Raw genomic sequence first — 18,924 nt, 5'->3', positions numbered from 1 at the left:
TTAAAGTAAATAACGCGAGGCCATCACTGGCCCCGAGCAAATAAATTAACGATTCTGATGCTGGTTCTTGTGTTTGATCCAGTGATTTAATGTTTCAAATAATTCGTTGAGCACTATGGGTTTAGTGATGTGGGCATTCATCCCCGCCGCTAAACTCTTTTCCCTGTCGCCCGACATGGCATGGGCTGTCATGGCAATGATAGGCAGTTCATCGGCACTAAAACGCTCACGCAATGCCCTTGCGGCCGTTAACCCGTCCATCACTGGCATTTGAATATCCATCAACACAGCATCAAACGGCCGCGAGTCGATGGTATCCAGCGCCACTTGACCATTGTCGGCCAGCACCACTTCGTAGCCAGCGCTCTTAAGGAGTTCAGTGGCCACTTGCTGGTTGATAAAGTTATCCTCCACCAGCAGCACTAAACCTGTGTGCTCCCCTTCCTCAACTTGAACTTCAACCATAGGCTGAACCACATTCAATCTCGGTTCATCGGCAAAGGCGGCAATGATCTCATCGAACAGACTCGATGCCTTAAACGGTTTTTGCAGTACGGCAAACACATTGGCACTATCGACTTCATGCTGCAAGGGCTCTGCCGCATAGGCAGTCATCATGATAATCACAGGCCGTTTCGCTAAGCGGCCTTCGGCGACCATAGTATCTATGGCACTGACCACATCGCTACCGTCCATTTCTGGCATCATCCAGTCGAGCAATAACAGATCGATTGGTGCCCGCGACAGTTTATAAAGCGCTTCTGCGCCGCTGGCGGCAGTATCGACGTCGAAGTGGAAATCTCGCATCAAGGTCGAATAGATTTGCAGTGCCGTCGGGTTATCGTCAACGACTAAGGTGCGTAGACTATTAAGTTTTTCCGGCACGACCAAAGGCTCAATCTTAGCGGCTTCGGCAATTTCAAAACTGATGGTAAAGCTAAAGGTACTACCAACCCCTAGCTCACTCTGCACTTGCATCTTGCCACCCATCATAGACACCAGATGCTTACTGATCGATAAACCTAAGCCGGTGCCGCCGTATTTACGGGTGGTCGAACCGTCGGCTTGGGCGAAGGCATCGAATAACTTATCCTGTTGATCTTTACCTATGCCGATCCCCGTATCGCGCACCCAGAACTTCAAGGTAATCCGATGATCCCGCTCGCCGACATCTTCACAGCCGAGCTCAATCTCGCCAGATTGAGTAAATTTCACCGCATTCGATAACAGGTTAATCAGCACTTGGCCTAAACGTAGCGGATCGCCCTTAAGAATGAGTCCCGCCGTCACTGGGGCATATAAGAGTAACTCGACGCCTTGTTCCTGTGCCTTGAGCGCATTGAGATCCAGAGCGTGATCGAGCACTTTATCCAGCGGGAACGGCACCCGCTCAAGCTCCAACTTACCCGCCTCAATTTTAGAGAAGTCGAGAATATCGTTGATGATCCTCAGCAGCGATTGCGCCGAGAAACCGGCTTTTTCGAGGTAATCTTTCTGCTGCGCCGTTAACGAAGTACGCTGCGCCAACTGCAACATACCGATAATGGCGTTCATCGGCGTGCGGATCTCATGGCTCATGTTGGCCAAAAATTCACTCTTGTAGAGGTTAGCGAGTTCGGCGTCTTGCTTGGCTTCCAGCAACGCCACTTCGTTACTCTTATGGCGGGTAATATCCTTATGGGTACCAAGCATACGTTTGGGCTGACCTTCGGCGGTGAACTCCACCACACGACCACGGGATAACACCCAGTGATAGCCGCCATTTTTACCTAACATACGGAATTCAATTTCGAAAGCACCGACGGGATCAGCAAGATACTGAGCACGGTATTCCTCGACGCGAATACGATCGTCGGGGTGGGATAATTCATCAATCGTCGATACTAAAGCTGGGAATTCATTGGTTTTATAACCCAGCATAGAATAATAGGCTGGGTTACAAATGATCTGTTCAGAGTCTAAATACCAGTCCCACAGGCCATCTTCCACCGCATCCATAGCTAAGTGATAACGCTCTTCGGACAGGCGTAATTGTTCGGCGGATTCGTATTCCCGCGTCACATCACGCCACACGGCAATCAATCCCTGCAGTTCGCCGCGGCGATTGTAGAAAGGCAGTTTGAGGGTATCAAGCAGCACAGGTTTACCCGCAAGCTCGACCTTTTCTTGGTAGCGCAGCGGCGTGCGATCTTTTAAGACTTGTTCGTCTTCGGCGCGGATACGTATGCCCATTTCAGGCGAGGTCAGATCCTCAGATGATAAACCTATCATCTCGCTCTCTGTGTAACCCAGCATGCGTTCAGCCGCCTTGTTACAACCTAAATAGTTGCCTTCTTTATCTTTAAAGACAATCGCTTCAGGAATCGAGTCAAGCAGGGATCGCAGTAGCGCATATTCGCGCTCACGCCGCTCTGTGGTGTCTTTTAAGCGTTCGGTACGCCGCGCCACTAGCTTATCGAGCCGCTTATTCTGTTCGGCCAGATGGTGGGTATATTGTTTGTTTTCCTCAAAAATCCGACTCACTAGCAAGAACCAAGGTTCCCAGCCGCGGGTGATTTTCTCTGGTGGTTTACGCGGCTCTTGGGAGCAGCCCTCAAGGTGCGACAGTAGTCGCGAGGCTGGACTCACAAAAGAGCGGCGCGTCTGCCAATGCACTATGGTCACCAACACTGACAGGGCGATAACCACTAAAATAAAGGTCAGCTGCAGTTTTTCCCACGAGTCTTGGAATAGGTCGTCTTCATCCTGCAAATACAGTAAACGCCAAGGCGCGTTATGCAGGGCAACCGAATGGATGTAATAGCCGTTACGAATGATGCCGTCGTGGGCATCGAACAATTCCGACTCAGGTAAAGAATGCAGCTCAGAGGGAATACGTTGGCTGATGTGATAGACCCGATTGATATCTGAACTATCAAAATCGCTGTGGGATAAAATATTGTTCTGTTGGTCGAGCAAAATCACTGTGCCTGGCATCTTAAAGTAGACCCGAATTTGCCGCGCTAACGAGGCAAGCGTCATGTCTAAGTTGATTGAGCCAATGAACTCATCATCCAAATAAACGGGCACACCTAAAGTGGTCAATAAGCCTTTGCCCGTGGAGTCAACATAGGCTTCACTCCAAAATACACTGCGCTGCGGATTCATTGCTGGGGTGGCGTATTGGAACTGTTTCTTGTTGAGTAATTCGTCCCTAAAACGTTGATCGTCATTCGACCAAGGGAAATAGGACATGATCCTACGTTTCGACAGGTAATAGATAGCCGAGGCTTTCGGGGCGGCTTCTTTGGCGACGGGGAATGACAGTGACAGCTCAAACAACATCTCAAGCTCTTGATAGAACTTGTCGTCGCGGCCGTCGAGGGAACCCGCACCAGTAATCCTACCCATGTTGGTAAAAGGCTCACCGCTCTGGGCGTAGCTAGGTTCTAAGGTAAAATACTGGCCGCTTTCGTTGAATTTACCGTATTGGGGTAAGCGTTCTTTACGTACGAGTTCGCCCAAACGTAAATGATCCACAGCAACGTTGCGTAAGCTTTTTACCGCTCTAATGCTCGACTCAAGTAGCAAATCGATTTGCAATACATGGCGCTGAACCTGCTCTTCACGCTGCTCCATCTGCTGTGCTTTTTGGCGGTCGAAAAACATCCATGCGGTCAACAAAGACATGACGATAACGCCGATGTACGTATAAAAAACGGCACGGTTGTAGTTCTTCTGGATCGGCGATTTTAGTTGGAGATCCGGCTCACTCGATTTCATCCACTACCCTTGATTGCAGCGCTTAATTTCAGCCTACGGCGGCAAAAACTATGAGCTCCATATAGTAGCAGGAAGGAACTGCCAATCACATAAAATAATTGTCAGATAAAGCCTACTCATACCACTGATAAGTCGATTAAAAATCTACTACTCCATAAAATTAAGGCCTCCCTATCAGAGGCCTTAGTCATTACCCTAAATTAAACTGACCTGCTTTACAGATGCTCTTCAGCGTATTCCGCTAAGCGTGAACGCACCACGCCATTCAGATACACGTTGGCACTGCCTTCAAAGTCTTTAAAACGTTCGACAATATAAGTTAAACCAGAGGTAACAGCAGTTAAGTAGTTAGAGTCGATTTGCGCTAAGTTACCGCAACAAATCAGTTTTGTGCCTTCGCCCATACGGGTGATCATAGTTTTGATCTGCGAGGCCGTGAGGTTTTGGCATTCATCCAGTAGCACGATGGAATTTTGGATCGACCGCCCGCGCATAAAGTTTATCGACTTAAACTGAATGTTAGCCTTCTCCATGATGTAATTCATGCTGCCCGTGGGATTCACATCATTCTTATGCAGTACTTCGAGCGTATCAGTAATGGCGGCCAGCCACGGCATCATCTTCTCCTCTTCCGTGCCGGGCAAGAAGCCGATAGATTCGGCGATTTCAGGGGTGTTACGGGTGACAATCACTTTGTCGTAGCGATTACGCTCGACCACCAGTTCCAACGCCGCAGCCATGGCCAGCAAGGTTTTACCACAACCCGCAGGGCCGGTTAAGATCACCAGATCGATATCGGGATCGAGCAGCGCCTGCAGTGCCATGCCTTGATAGACGTTTTTAGGTTTAACACCCCATGCCTCGAGGTTTTTCACCCGCTCACGGCCTAAATCTAAAATATGTAAATGGGTGTCTGTGCGTTCGATAACACGACCGCAAAAATCAGACTCTGTGTCGATAAGATATTGGTTGATATAGAAATTATCATTTTCGAGGTCTTTGAGCGGTACTTCATGCACTGTATGTCTACCGTGGCGCTCGGTGGAGACCTTGTTCAAGTGCTCCCAAAAATTACCTTCAAACTGGTAAAAGCCTTTACTGAGGAAGCGGATATCATCGATCAACTGGTCAGTTCGATAATCCTCAACCAATTGAATACCCGCACCTTTGGCTTTAAGGCGCATATTGATATCTTTGGTGACTAAGACAACGGTACGGGGATGATGCAGATTTTGCAGATGTAGGGCGGTGTTGATAATGCGATTGTCGTTTCCATCTCCCGGCAGTGCGCCTAAGGTAAAATCGACAAGGTGATCAGGGAAAATTGAGAGCGAACCGACGGCATCGGCATGACCCTCTCGGCTGGGTAAAGGGACGCCATTGATAATCTGCTCAGGGGTAGTTTCACCGCCTAGGGTATCTTCCAATGCCCTGATAGCAACCCTAGCATCACGACTCACATCACTCTTTCGATCTTTAATCTGGTCCAACTCTTCTAGCACTGTCATCGGAATGACCACATCGTGCTCTTTAAACGAATAGATCGCCAAAGGTTCATGTAGTAACACATTGGTATCCAGTACAAACAACTTTCTGTCGTCTTGTTCCATGGCGCCTCCAGAGTGCTTCATTAAAGTTTAAACACACTTTTGAGTCTCAATAAAAGTTACACGGCTCCTATTACTGGCTAAGCATATGGCAAAGAATGATCATAAGGTTCAAGTTGATAGCACTTTACTCGCACTTAAACCTTAAGTTGATATTGGCACCAAACTCACGAGATAACAATACAGCAACCATTGTTTACCTTACAGACTCGAAGCAGTGTATAACCGCGGATGTGACATTAGCGTGACAGTTTCATGTACTGGCATGACAATTTTGTCGCTTGTACAATTTGTAATCTAGCACTCTGGGAATTAGGCTCTAACGGGTGAGAGGGCGATTTAAATATCACGAGTATTGGTATAACATACGCGCCCTTTGTTAGAGTCCGCCTAGAAATGAGAATTTAAGATGCCGTTCGCCTTAGGTCAACGTTGGATAAGTGATACCGAGTCAGAGCTTGGTTTAGGAACTGTGGTTCAAGTAGAAGGCCGTATGGTCACTGTATTATTCCCTGCCACGGGTGAGAACCGCATGTTCTCCCGAGCAGAAGCCCCTCTGACACGCGTTATATACAATCCCGGCGATTCGGTTGAAAGCCATGAAGGCTGGAGCCTTGCGGTCAGTGAATTGACAGAGAAAGACGGGATAGTGATCTATCACGGCATTCACAGTGAGACAGGCGAGCAAGCTACCCTGCGTGAAACCCTGCTGAACCACAATATTCGTTTCAACAAACCCCAAGACCGTTTATTTGCTGGCCAAATCGATCGCCTCGACCGTTTTGGTGTGCGTTATCAATGCCAAATGTTGCGCCATAAACTGGCCTCATCGGATTTGCTTGGTCTGCAAGGTCCACGTGTTGGACTTATTCCGCATCAAATGTGGATTGCCCATGAAGTGGGTCGTCGCTATGCGCCGCGGGTATTGCTGGCCGATGAAGTGGGTTTAGGTAAAACCATTGAAGCGGGTCTGATTATTCACCAACAACTGCTGACCGGCCGCGCCGAACGCATTCTGATTATCGTGCCCGATACTCTGCGCCATCAGTGGTTAGTGGAAATGCTGCGCCGCTTTAATCTGCGCTTTTCGGTATTCGATGAAGACCGTTGTGTGGAAGCCTATGCCGATCATGACAATCCTTTCTACACAGAACAGTTAGTGATTTGTTCACTCGAATTACTGCGTAAGAAAAAACGTCTAGATCAAGCTCTTGATGCCGATTGGGATCTGTTAGTCGTTGACGAAGCGCACCACTTAGAATGGACCGAAGAAGCGCCAAGCCGCGCCTATCAAGTGGTTGAAGCATTAAGCGAAGTCATCCCAGGCGTTTTGCTGTTAACCGCAACGCCGGATCAACTTGGCCATGAAAGTCACTTCGCCCGTTTGCGTCTGCTCGATCCGGATCGTTTCTACGATTACGATGCTTTCTTAGCTGAAGAAGACAGTTATAAAGACGTCGCCATTGCCGCCGAAGCCTTAGCTGGCAACGCTAAATTACCCGATGCCGCCATCAACAGCTTGACCGAATTACTGAGCGAGAAAGATATCAGCCCAAGTATTCGTTTAATCCAAGCCGACGGTATTGATGCCGAAGTACAACAGGCCGCCCGTAGCGAATTACTGCAAGAATTACTTGACCGTCACGGTACTGGCCGCGTGTTATACCGAAACAGCCGCGCCTCGGTAAAAGGCTTTCCAAAGCGTTTCTTTAACGCTTATCCCCATGCCATGCCAGATCAATATCAAACTGCCGCACGCGTCAGCGGCATGATGGGCGGACACAAGTCATTAGAGGCGAAAGCGGCGCAAGCCCTAAGCCCTGAAAAACTGTATCAAGAATTTGAAGATAACAGCGCCAGTTGGTGGAAGTTCGATCCCCGTGTGGATTGGTTAATCGAGTTTTTAAAATCCCACCGTAGCAAAAAAGTGCTGATCATCGCCAGCCAAGCGGAAACCGCCCTGAGCTTAGAAGAAGCCCTGCGTACCCGCGAAGGGATTCAAGCAACGGTATTCCACGAAGGTATGTCGATTATCGAGCGCGATAAAGCCGGCGCTTACTTTGCCCAAGAGGAAGGCGGCGCACAGGCGCTGATCTGTTCTGAAATTGGCTCTGAAGGCCGTAACTTCCAGTTTGCCAGCCACTTAGTGCTGTTCGATCTGCCGCTAAACCCCGATCTATTGGAACAGCGAATCGGTCGTTTAGACCGTATCGGCCAGAAAAATGATATCCAAATTCACTTGCCATACCTTGAAGATACTGCCCAAGAACGTTTGATGCAGTGGTATCACCAAGGGCTAAATGCCTTTGAACTCACTTGTCCGAGTGGTCATGTGCTTTACAGTGAATTTGCCGAGGATCTATTAAACGTGCTTGTGGGTGATGACAGCGATGAGCTGACAAACCTGCTCAATCACACCCAGAGCCGTTATAAAGAACTCAAGCACGCCATGGAGCAAGGCCGCGATAAGCTGCTGGAAATCAACTCACACGGCGGCGAGAAGGCACTGGCAATCGTCAACCGCCTTGCCCAAAGTGACGGTGATACTCATTTAATCGGCTCAGTGATCCGTCTGTGGGATATTATCGGTGTTGATCAAGAAGATAAGGGTGAAAACTCGATTATTCTGCGCCCGAGTGAGCACATGATGTTCCCAACTTATCCTGGCTTGCCAGAAGATGGCGTAACAGTGACCTTTGATCGTGACACAGCGTTATCACGCGATGATATTGCGCTGATCACCCAAGAGCATCCGCTGGTGCAAACGGGGCTAGATCTGATCACAGGTTCTGAAACTGGCACCACCAGCGTCGCAATTCTAAAGAATAAAGCCCTGCCAGCAGGCACCTTATTCTTAGAACTCATCTACATGGCCGATGCTTCTGCACCTAAGTCGAGCCAGTTGTACCGTTATTTACCGCCCACACCCATTCGCGTGTTGCTGGATAAAAACGGTAACGATCTATCGGCTAAAGTGGATTACGCCAGTTTCGATAAGCAATTAAGCGCGGTGAATCGTCACATTGGCGGCAAGTTAGTCACGGCATCTCAGCCTATTTTGCATCCGCTATTTGCTAAGGGTGAAGAATATGCTCAAGTGGTTGTCGATGAAATGGTCGCCCAAGCCAGAGAGAAAATGACTCAGCAACTGAGCGCAGAGCTTGATCGTTTAGAGTCACTCAAGGCGGTGAACCCCAATATCCGTGAGGAAGAATTGGAATACCTGCGCAATCAGATGCAAGAGTTAAACACTTATCTAGATGCCAGCCAGTTACAACTCGATGCGATCCGTATGGTCCTCGTTAGCCACGTATAGACCCAAGCGGAACAGCAGGTTTCCATCAATTAGCCCAGCCTCAGCGTTGGGCTTTTTTGTGCCCTGTGGCTTTCGATTACAAGTGACTTTTTATACTAAATGACAGGTGCAATTCTTTGGCGAGGAAAATTCACTTTTTGGTAATTGTTCAGGTTATACTCAAACACTGATGAATTTATGAGACTACACAGGTGGTTATCAATTCTATGCCGCGCATTCTTTCACTCCTCTTTTGCCTCATTCTCGGCATCACAACCATCGCTACCTACGCGGCAGACACGACAACAACTCCGCCAACATCTGCGCCAGCCGAAATCAGTGCCAAAAAGTCGAATCACAGCTATCTACCCACAAATGAAATTAAACAAATCACGATTGATAATCAGCCCTACGATTTGTTAGTGCGACCATGGGAAGGTAAAAAGAAACTTGGTGCGGCGATAATCCTGCCCGCCACCAATGGTACCGCAGACGCGCCTGGATTGATGGCGTTTGTACGCCGCAATATCAATCCTGCTGGTTGGGCCAGCTTAAGTTTAACTCCGCCAACTGAAATGCCCGCAGCTAACTTTGCCACCGCCGCCACTGAAGTGACCTCGCCTGGCGCCGCGCAATTAAGCTCACCGTCCAACAAACCAAGCCCTAAAATCAAGCCCGAAGATAACAGCAAGCATCAGCAAGAGCAGGAAGATTTTCTCGTCAAAAGCATGTCACAGTTAGATGCCGTCGGTGCAGATTATGCGGGAAAACGTATTTTGATCACCGCCGACCAAAGTGCAGGATTATTGATTAGCCTATTAAGCCAGAAGAAGATTGCAGACCCTGATGTGCTGATCGTCATCAATCCCTATCGAGAAGACGAACAGCGTAATCAAGCACTCGCGGAGCAACTGGCAAAACTTACGCTGCCCATTTTAGATATTCAATCGCCAGACGGTCACCCAGCCTCATTGGAGACTGCCGACAATCGCAAAAAACTCGCGGTGACCTTAGAAAGCCCTAACTATCGCCAAACTACCCTAGCGCTCAATTTAGATAACGAGAGCGCATGGCAGAATTGCTTAAATGCGATTAAAGGCTTTTCTGCCCGAATGAGCGGCACGCAGTAAAAACGGCGATTCAAGCTAATTCAGACAAAATAGCATTACCAACCTGATTGGCGATCCCGATAGGGTTTCTGCGGATCTTTCAGCTGACGCGTCGCCGCTATCTTGCTATTTTTGCCTAACAACAAGCGAATCTGACTAATAGACTCGCGGCACAGTAGACTACGGATAGAAGCAGTCCAACTGCGATTAATACTAAGTTTGATGGCCGCTGCCGCATCCGGTGAGGTTTGCATCAGTTGCTGCGCTAATTGTTGCGCCGCTTCCATCGGCATCTCACTCACTTGTGTCACGAGTCCTAAGGCCAGCGCTTCATGACTCTCAAGCACTTTTGCAGTCAGGCTAAGTAACATGGCTTGATCCTTAGGCATAATTTGCCTTAATGCGACTAAACCCGCCATATCCGGCACAAGTCCCCATTTCGCTTCCATGATAGATAACTTACTGTCGTGGCTAGCAATACGCACATCTGTGCCTAAAGCGATCTGCATACCGCCGCCATAGCAACAGCCCTCAAGCACGGCAATCACTGGCACAGGCAAGGTTTGCCAACCTAGTGACACCCGCTGTGCCAAATTCGCATTCCCCGGTAAGCCCTTAAACAGTAACTTAACTGCCTGCATCGGTGCCGACATGACGCTTTTAACATCGAGCCCAGAGCTAAAATGCCCACCCGCTCCCGAGAGGATCACGGCTCGCACCGCACGATTGGATTTAATACTTTTAATCGCGCAGTCAAGCTCACTAAACATTAAATAGTTAATAGCATTCATTTTTTCAGGACGATTAAGCAACACATAGGCAATGCCATCATCGATTTTAACTTGTACACTTTGGCCACTCATGAAATATTCCGTTACTGGTCAGTCCAGAATAAATGTTAACACGTTTGGCATAATTCACTAAAAGATATAACATGAGCCTGTTTTTTGACTTGAGTCAAAATATTGCCAATTCCATCAGGGATTGAAGGCAACTTATGTTAGGCTGTCATCACTACGTGCAGTAATCCTAATGTATTTTTCGATTAGATAGCCTTAGCAAGCTCAATAATTAAGCGTATTTAACCGCTAGTTATTTAACTGCTAATAATCGACACCAGTATCGCAATGCTACCTACTGCGAAGGATGATTGGGCAGCAATATATGGATTCTATAGTCCTTTTTTAGTCACTATATCCTTGTTATTTACTCAACATTAGCCAGTTCGATTTAAGATTCTGCATGATTTGATTCAACAATGATTCAAATTTTAATGCCATCAGAAAATATAAATTTATCAATGATATCTATAAGTTACATATAAAAGATATTAATCAGACTTGCCCGAAGAACGCAATTCGTCAGTCAGACCTAAAAAATAAGTGTTATCTTCAATAAATGGGCAAATAAGGATCACTAGTCAGCATGTCAATATCTGTACTCATCTGTGACGATTCCGCCATGGCACGTAAGCAAATGGCCCGCACACTACCCAAAGAGTGGGATGTGGAAATAACTTATGCGACCAATGGTGCCGAAGGCCTTGATGCCATCCGCGCTGGAAAAGGCGAAGTGGTGTTTCTCGATCTCAACATGCCTGTAATGGACGGTTATGAAGTACTGCAAACAGTGCAGCAACAGGACTTACCCGCGCTGATTATTGTGGTATCCGGCGATATTCAAATCAAAGCTCACGAGCGGGTTAAAGCCTTGGGTGCGTTAGATTTTATTCAAAAACCGGTGAGCGCCGATGCCATCAGCAACATTTTACAAGATTACGGCATCTTAACACTGACGCAGAAAGATCTCACCGACGAAGTCCCGATGATCAAAGTCGACATGCGCGACGCTTGCCAAGAAATAGCCAACGTTGCCATGGGACGCGCCGCCGATCTGTTAGCTAAGTTACTCGATGTATTCGTGTTACTACCTATTCCTAATGTGAACGTGCTTGAAGTCAGTGAGTTAACCATGGCGCTCAAAGCCACGGAAGAAAGCTCAACTGTATCCGCGCTCTGCCAAGGTTTTATCGGTGCGGGTATTGCGGGAGAAGCCCTGCTCTTGTTCCATGATTCCAGCTTTAAGGACATGGCCAAGCTGATGGGATTAGCTAATCCAGAAGACAAAAATACTGAGATAGAAGTCCTAATTGATACTGGAAACGTACTGATAGGCGCCTTCCTTAACGGCATTTCTGAACAGCTCGATATGAAATTTAGTCAGGCTCACCCTGTCGTGCTGGGACGGCACTGCACGGTTAACGATCTGATCCATGATAATTCAGAGAAATGGCACCGAACTTTGGCAATGGAGATCAACTATCGGATTGAAGATCATAATATTCAATGCGATTTGCTACTGCTCTTCACCGAGGATTCTATCCCCACACTTAGCTATAAACTCGGCTATTTACTCGATTAACCAGTTGGATTTTATCCTATGTCAAATGACCAAAGCGCAATGAACGAACTACACTGGCTCATCGATATGGTACAAACCATAGAGGTGGGATTAGTGGTATTAGATCGCCATTACAATATCCAGCTGTGGAACGGTTTTATGGAGAATCACAGCGGTGTTTCCCCTAATTCGATCAAAGGTCAAAACCTATTTACCCGCTTCCCCGATCTGCCTGCCACTTGGTTAAAGCAGAAAATGGAATCGGTTTTCATGCTTAAAAACCGTGCTTTTATCAGCTGGGAACAACGTCCGTACGTTTTCCAATTTAAAAACTATCGCCCGATTACAGGCCGTGCAGACTATATGTACCAGAACGTGACCCTGCTGCCGCTGGCATCGCTCACGGGACAAGTGACCCATATCAGTGTGATTATTTATGACGTGACAGATATCGCCATCAACAAATTGCAACTTAAAGCTGCCAACGAGCAACTCGAACGCCTTAGCCAAACCGATGGTCTAACTCAGTTGCACAACCGTCGTCATTGGCAAGAGTGCTTAGACCACGAGTACGACTTGTATGCCCGCTACTCAGGTATGGCAAGTTTAGTCATGATAGATATCGATAACTTTAAACATATCAACGACAGCTATGGTCATGTGGCGGGTGATAAAGTCATTCAGCATATTGCGCACTTACTCAGCCAATCCTTACGTGATACCGACTGTGCAGGGCGTTATGGCGGCGAAGAATTTGCGGTTGTATTGCCTAAAACCAGCGGCGCAGATGCGATGAACTTTACCGAGCGACTCAGGGAGAAAATCGCCGCATCCGTCATAGTGTATGAAAGCCTTAAGATTACTGTGACGGTAAGTTTAGGTGTGTGCGAAATTGGCTCCCATATCACCAGCAGCTCTAGCTGGATCTCCTGCTCCGATAAAGCCCTGTACGAAGCGAAACAAAAAGGCCGTAACTGCAGTGTTTTACATACCAGTACAAGTGTGAAAAAAACGACCCAAGACTAACATATTCACCCAATAAAAATGCCCATCATAGATGGGCATTTTTATTTAAAACTGTACAGATTAGATATTCACGTGCGAATTAATGAGGGAAACCATCATCTTCTTCGTCGTCTTCATCCTCTTCGTCATCCATTTCATCACCGACGAAATAGGTGCCCCAACCGTCATATTCCACTTTCTGCTTTACCGCTAATTGCAGCAACTGCTCGGCCGCTTTGTCCAGTAATTCAACATCCAGTTTGTGGTGTGCGACAGCATCGAAACAGAAGATAATTGAACCATCCTCCAGTTCCATTTCTTCAGCGTCGTTTACCTCAAAACCTAATTTAAAGGCATCTACTGCGGCTTTTTCGAGACGGTCGAAATTGGTCGATGAAAAGTGATGCTCAATAACATATTCCGCATCAGGCTCTGAGCCATCGTCAAGCAGGGCTTGCACTATGTCACGATTCTCTGCAAGTTGGGCTTTTAACTGACTTTCAATAGACATGGATTTGTCTCCGTTAAGGTAAATCTGGCTCAAATTGGCATTATACGTCATCACTCTCGAGAGTTTTACCCATAAGTGCTGCCGCTTCTTGATTTATCTCAGCAAATCTCGCCGACATGCTGGCATGAATTTGCGCAGAGAAGTTTTTCACATCGGCTTTATCTAAACCTGCTGTCGGCACAGGTGCCATCATATCGATAATCACCACACCGTTATTCCAACGATTGAGCTTAATATGGCTTTGGCACGAGGCCAATACCGGCACAACAGGCACTCCCGCCGCAATCGCAGTATGGAAAGCGCCCGCTTTAAAAGGTAACAAACCGCGACCACGTGAACGTGTCCCTTCAGGGAAAATCCACACAGACAAATTCTTCTGTTTAATTTTTTCCACAGTTTTCGCCATAGTATCAAAAGCACTGTGACGGTTTTTGCGGTCGATCAGAATATTTCCTGACAACCAATAGATTTGACCGAATAGCGGCATCCACGCCAAACTCTTCTTGCCTAAACTCACTGTACCTTTAGGAACTGCTGTCGTATGAGTAAAGAGATCAAAGTTATTCTGATGATTTGCTAAGAAAATATACGGGCCGTCCTGCACATCTTCGTGCTGGCGAACAATCACTTTAATCCCAAGGATTGGCGCAACCGATGAGAAGATCTTGGCGAACATATGTACATTGTCGCGATGGCGAGGCCTTAATAAACACACTAAGCCACCAAAAATAAAGGCAAGCAACAAGGATACCGCCAACAACATTGATCTGACGATTAAAAGCACGATTTACTCCGACTGTAAAAGTGGCGACAGTATAGCCACCATGGCTTTGGGACTCAATATATTGTTTACATCTGTAAGCTGACTTGCTAACAAGCAAGCAAAAAAAGCCCATCGATATACTGAACCTCCAGTGTATCGATGGGCTTTAAGATTAATATCGAACTAAGCGTGGTGCTTGGGTAAGATTTCAGGCTCAGTTGCCAGAGGTGAGACTTTACTTAACACAAAGCGGATAACTAAGGCACTCACGGCCAAAGTCGCGACAATTGCCGCACCACTAGGGAGATCTAAGGTCGCCGACAGAACTAAGCCCAAAACATAGCCCAGTAAACCGACGAGGTAAGCGTAAAATAGCCGACCTTTACCACGGTACTTGTTCAACGCTAAAGCTGGCAATATCAAGGTACTGAACACCAGATAAACGCCTACTAATTCAACCGATAAGGTAATCACTAGCGCAAATAGCAGATAAAATCCTGCCCCGTCCAACATCTGGGGGCGCAGGAATATCGCTAATAACACCAGTGAATACACTACGGCCGGCAAAATCAGTTGTGACCAACTCACCCACAGGATCTGACCTGACATCAATTGCTTTAACAACTCGGCGCCATGTGGGTCGTTTGCCAGCAACAGCATTGCGGCCACCGCAGACAAGACGTAAAAGCAGCCAATCATAGCCTCCAACTCACCCGCCATACGCTTAGCTAACCAAGCGATAAACCCTGCACCAGCAAGGGCAAACAGCGCTGGCATCCACACATTAGCAAACGGCATATCTTCTAATCTGTGGTCCATGTGAGCGACAATCGCGCCTAAAGCGGCAACTTGCGCTATCGCTAAATCAATAAAAATGATGCCACGCTTAAGCACTTGTCTCCCAAGTACAATATGCGTCGACAACACTAAGATCCCCGCTGCCAATGCAGGTAACAGAATCGACATCAGCTCAAGATCAAACATAGGTTTATTTCACTCCATTTAAGAGGGAAATCACGCTGTCATACAGGCTAAATAAATCTTGGCTCTTATCATTCCCCCCCACAGACATAGGCAGCATTACCACGGGCAAGTTCGCTTTTTCACCCAGCCATTTTGCACCGCGCTCATCCTGATAAGATGCCACAACTACGGCCAGAATATCCCCCTGCTCGGCGCGCGTCAGCAGACTCGCTAAGTGGCCGCTAGTGGGAGCTAAACCCGGTTTTGGTTCTAAATCTGCCACTTGCTCGATACCAATCCAGTTGAATAGGTATCTAAAGCTTGAGTGGTAAGCGATCACTTTTTTACCTTGTAATCCCTTAGCTTGCGCTTCCCAACGCGGGACTGCGGCTTGCCAGCGAGTGGTAAAATCTGCCAGTGACTGTTGATAATCTGCCGCACCAGCAGGATCTAACTGAGTCAGCTTAGCACTCAATGCCGTGGCGACTTTTAACAGTCGCGTCGGGTCAAAATGAATATGTGGATTACCTTGAGCATGCACATCCCCCATGCTGCGATCGACACTGGCCAGTTTATCTAAGGTCTCGATTTGATCGGCAGCGAAAAATAAGCCTTGCTCGGTCGAGCGCACTTTTGCGTTTGCCGACTTCATCTGAAGCATAGGCAACCAACCCACTTCAAGATCGGCACCTGCGCACACCACAAGATCCGCCTGACGCATTTTAGCGATCAAACTCGGACGCGCCTGCACTTGGTGAGGGTCTTGTAATGCCGTCGTTGCCGAATAGATGCTAGCCGTTGGAGCAAGCTCCTTGGTCAATGCCGCGTATTCAGGTTCACAGGCAAACACATTCAGCTCGGCATGGGCCAAACCAGTATAAGTGACAGATAAGGCCACAGCGGCCAATTTAGCTAAATTAGAATTGATGCGCACCGTGAGCCCCCAGAGACATAATATATTGAATAGTGAAGATGTTATCGTCTTCTATTCCGTCGAAGTTAGTACCCTTTTGATTGGTATACTGGAAACGAACCGTCGAGAAGTGGCTAGAATGCCAAGCCAAACTCACCTCAGATTCCTTCAACTTTTGCCCATGAAAATGATCGCCATGGAGCTCTTGGGTATCAGCTTCACCATAACGCACCCCCGCTGACCAGCTCGGCGTGAATTGGTACACACTGCTCAGATACCAACCTTGGTGGTAATCTTGGCTCGGTGCATCCTCAGGATGTAAATCGATAGGTGTAAAATCGCTCACGCGATAGTACTCACCGCTCACAGTGAGATTTTGATATTTGTAGTTACCGTTAGGCGCCCACTTATAAACAAAATCAGCACCATAGGTATTTTTACCTGTGTAAGATGCGGCATGGCTATGACCTTCGTGCTCATCACCATGGGCATGCTCATCTTCATGTTCCCCTTCTTCATGGGCAGTCACTTGGCCATTTTCGTTGCGCAAGTAACTCAACCCCGCTTGCCATGAGCTGTTATCGCCTATGTCGCCACCAATTTTTGAGTACAAGGTATAAACGCCGACCTTCTTAAACTCACGCTCACCATGCTCATCGGCAGCACGTAAACTATCGCCTTTAAAGGCTTCAACGCCCATGGTCCAATACAAGTCCGTCGGCGCTACGTAGTTAAAACGTATACCGTCATCAAAATAATGTCCCCCTAAGAATGCACGGTAAACCACAGGACGGTCGGTGAAGGAATCAGTATGTAAATGTTGGTTATTGAGGTAACCAATGTCCGATAAGAAACGGCCACCACGGATAGAAAACCCCGCTGGCATCGCCATGGTTTGAATAAAGGCTTCTTCCAGATTCAGTTCAGTCTCACCGTCATGCATTTCAACTACTGCGGTGATTTTACCGTAAAACATATCATCGATATTGGCACTCATCGCCAGTTCAGTTTCACCTAAACCAAAGCCATCTGGACTCTCGGCTAATGGGCGCTCTCCCGTCTGATAATATCCATTTAGCACACCACTGATATTAGGGTTGGTCAAGCTCGAGTCTTCTGCAAATAAGCTAGGCGAAACGAGCGCACACGCCAAAGCCACCAAAGAAATTCGGGTATTTAAAACAGTCATGATATCTCCAAAATACAACTAGCACTCGACGACAGATATAAAGTCATCAAGAAATACAATAAGTTAAAATTTTAAGTTGATTTAGAGAGCGAAGGGAGGCGCACGACTGCGATAAACACTGACGTGTTCAAAAATAGAGGAAGGTAAAATAAATTCGACCACATCGAAATGCTGTATAGCTAAATTCAGCGTCAGCGGATGGGTCAATAAAATCTTGTTGAGTTGGTGCTGATGGAAGCACAGGGTACAGTGAGTCTTAGCGCCATCATCAAGATGGGTCACACTATGGGCTGAGGCAGCAAGAGACAGCAATATCAGTACGGCAGCAAGCCATATCGAAATTGTGCGTCTAATGTGACTTTTAAGTCTCACTCAGTCGTCCCCATAGTTAAAAAGTTGCATAAGTCTATGTCAGTGCCATAGCAAGTTGCAATAAGGTAATCGCTTTGCAAAAGGTTACAAGATATTTGAGGTACCCAGTCTTACCAATAACTTCTTGTTTCAATAGCGGTAGGATCTTGCGAGGACTCAGGTAAAAAAACGCATTTAAGATTAGCTTAAGTGAGTGTAACTATAGTGTATTTAGTTTTTATGTCTGCGAGCACAATGACGAAATCAAGCTCGATATGGCTCCGTTTTATCCACCTAAAGGCAACTATTATGCTAGCATTTTTTCGTGAAAACTTAGGGCTTATCTTAGGGATAGTCATCTTCAGCGCGGTGATATTTGGTGGTATTTATTACGTTGAGCACTCCTTAACGAGCCAAGAACAAGTCGTGCAGTAAACAAAAACTCATTAAGCGCGGCTGAAGTTCGCCCCTTAAACCCTCTTAGTTGCATTTTGAGCGCCTGCTAAAGGCGCTCAAATGATGTTCGTCTCTGGAAAATTGTACCGCTGATTTTCCTATCCATGACGAATCCACTTATTAGCCTAACGATACTTCTGTCTTTGATCGCTATCATCGACTTGCTCGGGCGCTTCAATGGTGATGACTTGATCCATAAAATGGCTCACAAACAACAACATCAACGAAAAAATCATTACAGGGATCGCAAAATACCGCACAGAGGCATCAAAGTAACTGTATCCCGCCGTAAACACACTCAAATAAAATCCTAATAACTTGAGTTTAGCCAATGTTGGACTGCGGCCTAACCAAGCCGCACAATGGGGACAACGCACTTGAGCGTCGAAACCTTTGCCTCTTTGCTGGCTAATGTCACTGACCTTGATGTACTGATTACAATGGGAACACAACATGAAAACACGATTCCTAAATAACGATGCGCAAGTTTACCAGATACCGACTAGAGTTCGGCCTGTAAATAGCCAAAATGTCGGAAAAAGCAGATAAAGCACCGCACTCAAGGTTAAGCTCAAATCAACCCTTCCCAAAAAAGTTTAA

Annotated in this window: 15 protein-coding genes; 5 read left to right on the top strand and 10 right to left on the bottom strand. The window is 47.0% G+C overall.

All coding sequences use genetic code 11. The features are described 5' to 3' along the window. Positions 1-45: 45 nt before the first annotated feature. The gene (locus tag KO531_RS09850; protein WP_113939159.1) at positions 46-3,762 is read right to left on the bottom strand and encodes a response regulator; all 3,717 of its coding nucleotides are present in this window, start codon (positions 3,760-3,762) and stop codon (positions 46-48) included. Between the two features lie 215 nt (positions 3,763-3,977). Then, a complete protein-coding gene (locus KO531_RS09845; protein WP_105250289.1) occupies positions 3,978-5,372 on the bottom strand; it encodes a PhoH family protein in 1,395 nt (464 codons plus the stop codon). A 406-nt stretch (positions 5,373-5,778) separates the two neighbouring features. On the opposite strand from KO531_RS09845, the gene rapA reads away from it, so the two are divergent. Further along, positions 5,779-8,685, top strand: coding sequence for an RNA polymerase-associated protein RapA (rapA, locus tag KO531_RS09840; protein ID WP_219251041.1), 2,907 nt, complete (start codon positions 5,779-5,781; stop codon positions 8,683-8,685). 206 nt (positions 8,686-8,891) lie between these two features. After that, entirely contained in the window at positions 8,892-9,794 is a 903-nt protein-coding gene (locus tag KO531_RS09835; protein ID WP_219251040.1) for a DUF3530 family protein, read from the top strand. 35 nt (positions 9,795-9,829) lie between these two features. Here the strand turns inward: KO531_RS09835 and KO531_RS09830 are convergent, their stop codons facing one another. Further along, positions 9,830-10,636 (bottom strand): crotonase/enoyl-CoA hydratase family protein, encoded by an 807-nt coding sequence (locus KO531_RS09830; RefSeq protein WP_219251039.1) that lies wholly within the window; start codon positions 10,634-10,636, stop codon positions 9,830-9,832. A gap of 562 nt (positions 10,637-11,198) precedes the next feature. Here KO531_RS09830 and KO531_RS09825 point away from each other — a divergent pair. Together KO531_RS09825 and KO531_RS09820 are read left to right on the top strand one after the other, a co-directional pair. Next, entirely contained in the window at positions 11,199-12,194 is a 996-nt protein-coding gene (locus tag KO531_RS09825) for a response regulator (RefSeq protein ID WP_028759518.1), read from the top strand. An 18-nt stretch (positions 12,195-12,212) separates the two neighbouring features. Continuing rightward, positions 12,213-13,199, top strand: coding sequence for a sensor domain-containing diguanylate cyclase (locus KO531_RS09820; protein WP_219251037.1), 987 nt, complete (start codon positions 12,213-12,215; stop codon positions 13,197-13,199). 79 nt (positions 13,200-13,278) lie between these two features. Here the strand turns inward: KO531_RS09820 and rraB are convergent, their stop codons facing one another. From rraB to KO531_RS09790, 6 genes are all read right to left on the bottom strand, one after another. Next, positions 13,279-13,689 (bottom strand): ribonuclease E inhibitor RraB, encoded by a 411-nt coding sequence (rraB, locus tag KO531_RS09815; RefSeq protein WP_012090273.1) that lies wholly within the window; start codon positions 13,687-13,689, stop codon positions 13,279-13,281. Positions 13,690-13,729: 40 nt separating this feature from the next. Then, positions 13,730-14,473 (bottom strand): 1-acylglycerol-3-phosphate O-acyltransferase, encoded by a 744-nt coding sequence (locus KO531_RS09810; protein ID WP_219251035.1) that lies wholly within the window; start codon positions 14,471-14,473, stop codon positions 13,730-13,732. A 162-nt stretch (positions 14,474-14,635) separates the two neighbouring features. Next, positions 14,636-15,436 (bottom strand): metal ABC transporter permease, encoded by an 801-nt coding sequence (locus KO531_RS09805; RefSeq protein ID WP_219251034.1) that lies wholly within the window; start codon positions 15,434-15,436, stop codon positions 14,636-14,638. Positions 15,437-15,440: 4 nt separating this feature from the next. Next, positions 15,441-16,349, bottom strand: coding sequence for a zinc ABC transporter substrate-binding protein (locus tag KO531_RS09800; RefSeq protein ID WP_173913152.1), 909 nt, complete (start codon positions 16,347-16,349; stop codon positions 15,441-15,443). Then, on the bottom strand, positions 16,333-17,517 hold the full coding sequence (locus KO531_RS09795) for a hypothetical protein (RefSeq protein WP_105250297.1): 1,185 nt from the start codon (positions 17,515-17,517) through the stop codon (positions 16,333-16,335). Before KO531_RS09795 ends, KO531_RS09800 begins: the two co-directional genes overlap by 17 nt. Positions 17,518-17,598: 81 nt before the next feature. Next, the gene (locus KO531_RS09790; protein ID WP_168827349.1) at positions 17,599-17,889 is read right to left on the bottom strand and encodes an ABC-type zinc uptake system zinc chaperone; all 291 of its coding nucleotides are present in this window, start codon (positions 17,887-17,889) and stop codon (positions 17,599-17,601) included. Between the two features lie 288 nt (positions 17,890-18,177). On the opposite strand from KO531_RS09790, the gene KO531_RS22550 reads away from it, so the two are divergent. After that, positions 18,178-18,303, top strand: coding sequence for a hypothetical protein (locus KO531_RS22550; protein WP_105250299.1), 126 nt, complete (start codon positions 18,178-18,180; stop codon positions 18,301-18,303). 146 nt (positions 18,304-18,449) lie between these two features. Here KO531_RS22550 and KO531_RS09785 read toward each other — a convergent pair whose 3' ends face one another. Beyond that, positions 18,450-18,779: a hypothetical protein gene (locus KO531_RS09785; protein WP_113939169.1), complete on the bottom strand. Its 330-nt coding sequence runs from the start codon at positions 18,777-18,779 to the stop codon at positions 18,450-18,452. Between the last annotated feature and the right edge of the window lie 145 nt (positions 18,780-18,924).

Origin of the sequence: Shewanella sp. NKUCC06_TVS, from assembly GCF_019345515.1 — a bacterium.
GTDB lineage: Bacteria > Pseudomonadota > Gammaproteobacteria > Enterobacterales > Shewanellaceae > Shewanella > Shewanella oncorhynchi.
Note: the sequence above shows the minus strand (reverse complement) of the source record. Positions and strands in the feature narration are given on the sequence as shown.

Excerpts from the sequence above, each read along its gene's own strand:
- KO531_RS09850 (WP_113939159.1), bottom strand. The coding sequence starts at position 3,762 with ATGAAATCGAGTGAGCCGGATCTCCAACTAAAATCGCCGATCCAGAAG.
- KO531_RS09845 (WP_105250289.1), bottom strand. The coding sequence starts at position 5,372 with ATGGAACAAGACGACAGAAAGTTGTTTGTACTGGATACCAATGTGTTA.
- rapA (WP_219251041.1), top strand. The coding sequence starts at position 5,779 with ATGCCGTTCGCCTTAGGTCAACGTTGGATAAGTGATACCGAGTCAGAG.
- KO531_RS09835 (WP_219251040.1), top strand. The coding sequence starts at position 8,892 with ATGCCGCGCATTCTTTCACTCCTCTTTTGCCTCATTCTCGGCATCACA.
- KO531_RS09830 (WP_219251039.1), bottom strand. The coding sequence starts at position 10,636 with ATGAGTGGCCAAAGTGTACAAGTTAAAATCGATGATGGCATTGCCTAT.
- KO531_RS09825 (WP_028759518.1), top strand. The coding sequence starts at position 11,199 with ATGTCAATATCTGTACTCATCTGTGACGATTCCGCCATGGCACGTAAG.
- KO531_RS09820 (WP_219251037.1), top strand. The coding sequence starts at position 12,213 with ATGTCAAATGACCAAAGCGCAATGAACGAACTACACTGGCTCATCGAT.
- rraB (WP_012090273.1), bottom strand. The coding sequence starts at position 13,689 with ATGTCTATTGAAAGTCAGTTAAAAGCCCAACTTGCAGAGAATCGTGAC.
- KO531_RS09805 (WP_219251034.1), bottom strand. The coding sequence starts at position 15,436 with ATGTTTGATCTTGAGCTGATGTCGATTCTGTTACCTGCATTGGCAGCG.
- KO531_RS09795 (WP_105250297.1), bottom strand. The coding sequence starts at position 17,517 with ATGACTGTTTTAAATACCCGAATTTCTTTGGTGGCTTTGGCGTGTGCG.
- KO531_RS22550 (WP_105250299.1), top strand. The coding sequence starts at position 18,178 with ATGCTAGCATTTTTTCGTGAAAACTTAGGGCTTATCTTAGGGATAGTC.
- KO531_RS09785 (WP_113939169.1), bottom strand. The coding sequence starts at position 18,779 with ATGTTGTGTTCCCATTGTAATCAGTACATCAAGGTCAGTGACATTAGC.